The sequence below is a fragment of the uncultured Roseibium sp. genome (genome assembly GCF_963675095.2).
Classification (GTDB): domain Bacteria; phylum Pseudomonadota; class Alphaproteobacteria; order Rhizobiales; family Stappiaceae; genus Roseibium.
Window position 1 is genome coordinate 20,916 of sequence record NZ_CAXXSJ010000038.1, and the last position, 6,280, is coordinate 27,195.

Genomic DNA, 6,280 nt, shown 5'->3' on the forward strand with positions numbered 1-6,280 from the left:
TATTCGGTCCCGGTCATTCCTGGAACGGCTTTTTCCTCGGCATACCGGGACCGGTATCGACACCATCGTCTGGACCGGCGAGCGGATCCTGCCCCTCTTCCGCGCCTTCCTGGATCGGCGGACCGGAATAATCGGCCGGCGGCGGTACGGTGGACGCAAGTTTGCAGCCGGTCAGCCAGACATCGTAAACCGGGTGTTCGACGGCATTGAGACCCGGGCTGTCGGCAAACATCCATCCGGAAAAGATCCGTCGAACCTCATTGTTCAGCGTGATTTCATCGACCTGGACGAAGGCCGTCGTCAGCGGGTTCTCGGTCGCCGGCCGTGTGTGGCAAACCCTCGGCGTCACCTGAAGCGCACCGAATTGAACCGTCTCACCGATATAAACGTCGAAGGAAATGATCCGGCCGGTGATTTTGTCGAGACCCGAAAAAACGGCAACCGGATTGGAGATTTTCTCCGCTTCCTGGGCCTGGGACGTGACCGAACCAGCCAAGATCAGCGACAGTCCCGCAAGAGCCAGATATCCGGAGAACTTCTTCATGATCGTCCCTGATTGCCGCCTAGACCCAAACTGCCACTTCATGTCGCCGTCCGATTCCCGTCGGATGTGTTCATACGACGAGCGCTCTAACATCGGAATAAGGCCCGGAAAAGACAAGCGTCCTGGCCGGGCCTTTCCAAAGCAAATCGCGGAAGGCTGCCCCGATCAGCCGATTTCGGCCAATCGTTTCAGAGCGACTTGAACCTTTTCCAATCGCTCCGCGAACTCCGCCATTTTCTCCCGCTCGCCTTCAACGACCTCTTCAGGCGCCTTTTCGACGAATTTTGGATTGCCGAGCTTCTTTTCGATCCGGGAAATTTCGCCACCGAGCTTGTCGGCTTCCTTGCCGAGGCGTCCGCGTTCCGCGTCGAGATCGATGATGCCGGCAAGCGGCAAGCAAACGGTCGCTTCGCCGACGATGATCTGCGCGGCACCTGCGGGCGCCGTATCGGCAAGCGCGATGCTTTCAGCCCGTGCAAGACGCAGGATCGCGGCTTCATGGGCTCGTGATCCGGGCTTTCGTTTCATCGCCCGCGCCGACGATCAGCACAGGCACCTTTGCGCCTGCCGGCACGTTCATTTCCGCCCGCACGGACCGGACCTCGGAGATCAGCCCGACCAGCCAGTTGATTTCTCCGGCGGCTGCCTCATCTGCCAGTGCGGCGGTCGGCCAGTTTGCCTGCATCAGCAGGCCATCGGCTTTCGCACCTGTCTCACCGAGCCGTTCCCAAAGTTCTTCAGTCAGGAACGGCATGAACGGATGCAGCACCTTCAGGACTTCGTCCAGTGCCCAGGCTGCGGTCGCCCGCGTTTCCGCCTTGGCCGCTTCATCGTCGCCGTTGAACACCGGCTTGGCGAGTTCCAGGAACCAGTCGCAATAGGTGTTCCAGACGAAACGATAGACGGCGCCGGCGGCCTCGTTGAAGCGATAGCCCACGAGCGCATCGGTCACTTCGGTGATGCAACGGCCGACCTCGGTCGCGATCCAGCGGTTGAGCGTCAGCTTTGCCGACGACGGATCAAATCCCTCGACACGGGCACAGCCGTTCATTTCGGCGAAACGCGCGGCATTCCAGAGCTTGGTCGCGAAGTTCCGGTAGCCGGCAACACGGCTGGTCGCCAGCTTGATGTCCCGCCCCTGGGCCGCCATGGCCGCCAGCGTGAAACGCAGGGCATCGGCGCCGAATTCCTCGATCAGCGCCAGCGGATCGATGACGTTGCCTTTGGACTTCGACATCTTCTGCCCTTTCTCGTCACGGACGAGGGCGTGGATGTAGATATCCTTGAAGGGCTCTTCCTTCATGAAATGCAGCGAGAACATCATCATCCGGGCGACCCAGAAGAAGATGATGTCGAAACCGGTAATCAGGACCGACGTCGGGAAGTATTTGTCCAGCTCCGGTGTCTTGTCCGGCCAGCCGAGCGTGGAAAACGGCCAGAGCGCGGACGAGAACCAGGTATCGAGAACGTCTTCGTCCCTGGTCAGCTCAACGGATTTTCCGTAATGCGCCTCGGCCAGCGAAGCGGCTTCCGCCTCGTCATGGGCAACGAACACCTCGCCGTCCGGTCCGTACCAGGCCGGGATCTGATGGCCCCACCATAGCTGGCGCGAAATACACCAGGGCTCGATGTTCTCCATCCATTCGAAGTAGGTCTTTTCCCAGTTCTTCGGCACGAACCGGGTGCGGTCTTCGCGAACGCTGGCGATCGCGGGTTCCGCCAACGTCTTGGCGTCCGCGAACCACTGATCGGTCAGCATCGGCTCGATGACCACGTGGCTGCGGTCGCCGAACGGCTGCATGATCTTCTTGCTCTCGACAAACGGAACTTCGTTGCCGTCTTCATCCGTGACGGTAACCGCCAGGCCATCGGCGTTGATCGCGGCGATGATCCGTTCGCGCGCCACATAGCGATCGAGACCCCGGTATTCATCCGGCACCAGGTTGATGGCATCGACCTCCGCCGCGTCCGGCAACGTGCCGCTTTCGACAATCGCCTTGGCCTGATCTGCGCATTCCGCATAGGCTGGGCCATCGTCGCGCATGCATGCGATCGTATCCATGAGACGGTAGAGCGGGATGTTGTTGCGACGCGCGACCTGATAGTCGTTGAAGTCGTGCGCGCCTGTAATTTTCACCGCGCCGGAGCCGAAATCCGGATCCGGATAGTCGTCGACGATGATCGGGATCTTCCGCCGGTGTTCCTTGGGTCCGACCGGGATTTCGCACAGCTTTCCGACGATCGGCTTGTAGCGCTCATCGGACGGGTGAACTGCGACGGCACCGTCACCGAGCATCGTTTCCGGCCGGGTCGTGGCGATGGAAATGTAGTCGCGCGTTTCGCGCAGGGTCACGTTTCCGTCTTCGTCCTTCTCGACATACTCATAGGTTTCACCGTCGGCCAGCGGATACTTGAAGTGCCACATGTGGCCGTCGACTTCCTTGTTCTCCACTTCGAGATCGGAAATCGCGGTTTCGAATTTCGGGTCCCAGTTGACCAGTCGCTTGCCGCGGTAGATCAGGCCTTCGCGGTAGAGTTCCACAAAGACCTTCAGAACCGCTTCCGACAGCCCCTCGTCCATGGTGAACCGTTCCCGGCTCCAGTCACAGGACGCACCGAGGCGCTTCAACTGATTGAAGATCATGCCCCCGGATTCTTCCTTCCAGGACCAGACACGCTCGACGAAGGCCTCACGGCCCATCTCCCGGCGGCCCGGTTCCTGGCGTTCCATCAGCTGGCGTTCGACCACCATCTGGGTGGCGATGCCGGCATGGTCCATGCCCGGCTGCCAGAGAACGTCCTTGCCACGCATGCGCTCGAACCGGACCAGAATGTCCTGAAGCGTGTTGTTCAGCGCATGGCCCATATGCAGCGAGCCGGTTACGTTCGGCGGCGGAATTACGATCGTGTAGGACGGGGCTCCATCCTTGGCTCCGGCGCCGGCCTTGAAGGCTCCGGCCTTTTCCCAGGTTTCGTAAATCCGCGGCTCAACGCCAGCCGCGTCATAGGTCTTGTCAAGCATATGGGGTACTCAATGGATCATTCGGGTGTTTTCTTGGAACCGCTCGTGTAAATCGGAACAGACCGGGCAAGTCAACAGGCCAAATCCGCCAAATGGCCAATTTGCTCCCGGAAGCGGTAATCCAACAAAAAACGCCGCCTTTTTGCGGCGGCGTTCGCTTCAGGCATGACGGACGGTCAGCGCCGCCTGGTCACGCGCTGGATCTCTTTCTGCACCATTTCCTGCACCATGCCCGGCAGGTTCTGGTCGAGCCACGCCTTCAGCATCGGGCGCAGCATTTCACGAACCAGCTCCTCGACCGTCTGGGCATTTCCGCCCACGAACATATGGGACAGGTTATCGAAGGCTGCATGTACCGCCTCACCGGTCTGGTCCGAGGTCAGAGGGCCGTCCTTTTCCACGTCCGGCAGATCGAAATCCGGTATGGAAGCCGTCTTCATCTCGACTTCAGGCGGCTCCATTGCGGCTGCAATGCTTTCCAGATCCGGCTCGTCTTCATCGACGTCCGGTTGCTCTACGAATGCAATGTCATTGTCGACGAGCGAGTCAGTCATTGGATCGATGACGGCAATATCGCTCTCATCGACCGCAAGTTCTTCGGTCAATTCGAGGACATCGTCTTCTTCCGTTTCTTCGACGTCGGCTTCCGCATCGGCCATGGCCGCGGCCATGTCGTCCAGATCGTCTTCGGCGGTGATATCGGTTGTCTCGTCCCCGCCATCGTCCATATCGAAAAGCTTGTCCAGGTCGTCCTGGGACATTTCGGACCCGTCGCCCATATCGTCTGCCGCCTCGATTTCTACGGGGTTGTCTTCCAGGTTCGATGCCTGCGGCGCGTCGTTGGAGTCGTTGCCGGGCTCTTCTTCATCCGAGATGATGCGGCGGATCGATGCGAGGATTTCCTCCATCGACGGCTCTGCAGCCTGGCTCGCCTTTGCCATGAATACCCCCAGATACAAATCGGCAACTACCCGAATCGCCCAGAAAATGTCTGAACGATTCATTAACCGAAATTATAGAAGGCGAAATAGCTCAGCGAAAAGGAACAGTCCGTAAACTGACCGCCTTATCCCCTTTTTTGGTTCATTCCATGCGCAATTCTGCCACGTGTCCTGGCACAATTGGAGCGTTTCCGATGGCGTTGGTTAGGAAAGCCTTGCGAGCAATGAACAAATTCGGCCGCCCGGTCCCGAACCGGTGCGGCCGTGATCCGGCTTAGCGGCCGTCCGGCGTCCGAAGGCCGAACCATTTGTCGCGAACGGCCTTGTAGTGTTCCTGCGGCCGGTACTGGGCGACTTTCAGTCCCAGAGTGACAGCGTCCAGCTTGCCGACGGCCGACACCAGCTGATAGCCGCCGACGATCCGATTGCGCTGCGCGGTCACCAGTCCCACGCGCTGGTTGACCAACTCCCGCTGGGCATCCAGAACGTCCAGGGTCGTCCGTTGGCCGACGCGCTGTTCCTCGATCACACCTTCCAGCGCAAGCTGCTGGGCTTCAACCGCAGCCTTGGCGGCCTTGATCGACGCACTGGCGGCTTGATAGTTGCCCCAGGCGGAAATGACATTGGCCCGGATCTGATCGCGCACGACATCCAGCTGCAAGCGGGCCTGGCCCAGCTCTTCCTTTGCCTGCCGAACTCGAGACGAAACCCCTCCGCCCTGATAGAGAGGGATACTCACCGAACCAAAGATCGTGGCGGAATTGGACTGCGACACCGTGGTGGACGGACGCCAGTTTCGCGCTACATTGCCGTTCAGGGAGACGGTCGGCAGAAGTTCGCCCTCGATCGCCTTGGTATTGAAAATCGCCGCATCGACCAGATGCTGCGACTGCCGGATCAGCGGCTGGGCCGTCTCGCTGGCCTGCAGCGCGGTTTCGATCGAACCGGGAACCAGCGCATTGATCGTGGTGTTGGCGGAAAGGTTCTTGGCTTCAATCCCGACGACCTGCCGGTAGATGGCCCGGCTGGTATTCAAGTTCGCCATTGCCGTATTCAGGTTCGCCTGGGCTTCCGCCTGACGCGCCACGGCCTGGGAGACATCGGTCCGGGTTCCTTCCCCGACATCAAACCGATCCTTCGCGGCACGAACCTGCTCGGCCAGGAACTGCAGGTCACTGCGCTGCAGGGAGACAAGCGCCGTGTCGCGGATAACATCCACATAGGCTTGTGCGGCAGAAAGCAGAACGTCCTGTTCCGTCGAACTCAGGCTTTCACGTTGCGCCTTGACGATCGATTCCGCCTGACGCGTGGAATTGACGGTCCGGAAGCCGCGGAACAGAGCCTGGCTGACAGAAAGCGAAATGCTTGCGTTGTTGCGATAGGCTTCCGTGCCGAGCGCACTTGAGCGGGTCCATCCGGCATCGGCTGACACGGTTGCTGTCGGCCGCCAGCCGGAGAGTGCCTGCGGCACATTTTCGTCGACACCGCGCAGTTCGGCGCGCGCTGCATTCAAGGTCGGATTGTTGGAATAGGCGAAAGCCAGAGCTTCTTCGATCGTTTCGGCCATGGCGCCCGAAATAACCACACCAGAAAACAACGTTCCCGAAACCAAAGCTGCTGCGAGACGGAAAGCTGCCGATCTCTTGCTAGAACCCAATGCCACCTGCTGCTCCCTGCGCGGTCACCATACTTTTTACCAGGGCTGAGGACTCAAATTCGGAGGCAAGCCAGAAAGGGATCATCCGAAACTCCGCAGTTCTGTCAGAACACAAA

At 59.8% G+C, this 6,280-nt stretch carries 3 protein-coding genes and 1 pseudogene; all 4 read right to left on the bottom strand.

All coding sequences use genetic code 11. The annotated features are described in order from the left end of the window. Positions 1-13: 13 nt before the first annotated feature. Positions 14-544 (bottom strand): DUF2155 domain-containing protein, encoded by a 531-nt coding sequence (locus ABIN98_RS14910; RefSeq protein WP_346911186.1) that lies wholly within the window; start codon positions 542-544, stop codon positions 14-16. A 165-nt stretch (positions 545-709) separates the two neighbouring features. Next, positions 710-3,566 (bottom strand): annotated as a pseudogene (locus tag ABIN98_RS14915) (valine--tRNA ligase). A gap of 176 nt (positions 3,567-3,742) precedes the next feature. Then, positions 3,743-4,507 carry a DUF2497 domain-containing protein gene (locus ABIN98_RS14920; RefSeq protein WP_346911180.1) on the bottom strand — a complete coding sequence of 255 codons (765 nt, stop codon included), beginning with the start codon at positions 4,505-4,507 and terminating at the stop codon, positions 3,743-3,745. A gap of 274 nt (positions 4,508-4,781) precedes the next feature. Beyond that, positions 4,782-6,074 carry a TolC family outer membrane protein gene (locus tag ABIN98_RS14925; protein ID WP_346911182.1) on the bottom strand — a complete coding sequence of 431 codons (1,293 nt, stop codon included), beginning with the start codon at positions 6,072-6,074 and terminating at the stop codon, positions 4,782-4,784. Between the last annotated feature and the right edge of the window lie 206 nt (positions 6,075-6,280).

Excerpts from the sequence above, each read along its gene's own strand:
- ABIN98_RS14910 (WP_346911186.1), bottom strand. The coding sequence starts at position 544 with ATGAAGAAGTTCTCCGGATATCTGGCTCTTGCGGGACTGTCGCTGATC.
- ABIN98_RS14920 (WP_346911180.1), bottom strand. The coding sequence starts at position 4,507 with ATGGCAAAGGCGAGCCAGGCTGCAGAGCCGTCGATGGAGGAAATCCTC.
- ABIN98_RS14925 (WP_346911182.1), bottom strand. The coding sequence starts at position 6,074 with ATGGCCGAAACGATCGAAGAAGCTCTGGCTTTCGCCTATTCCAACAAT.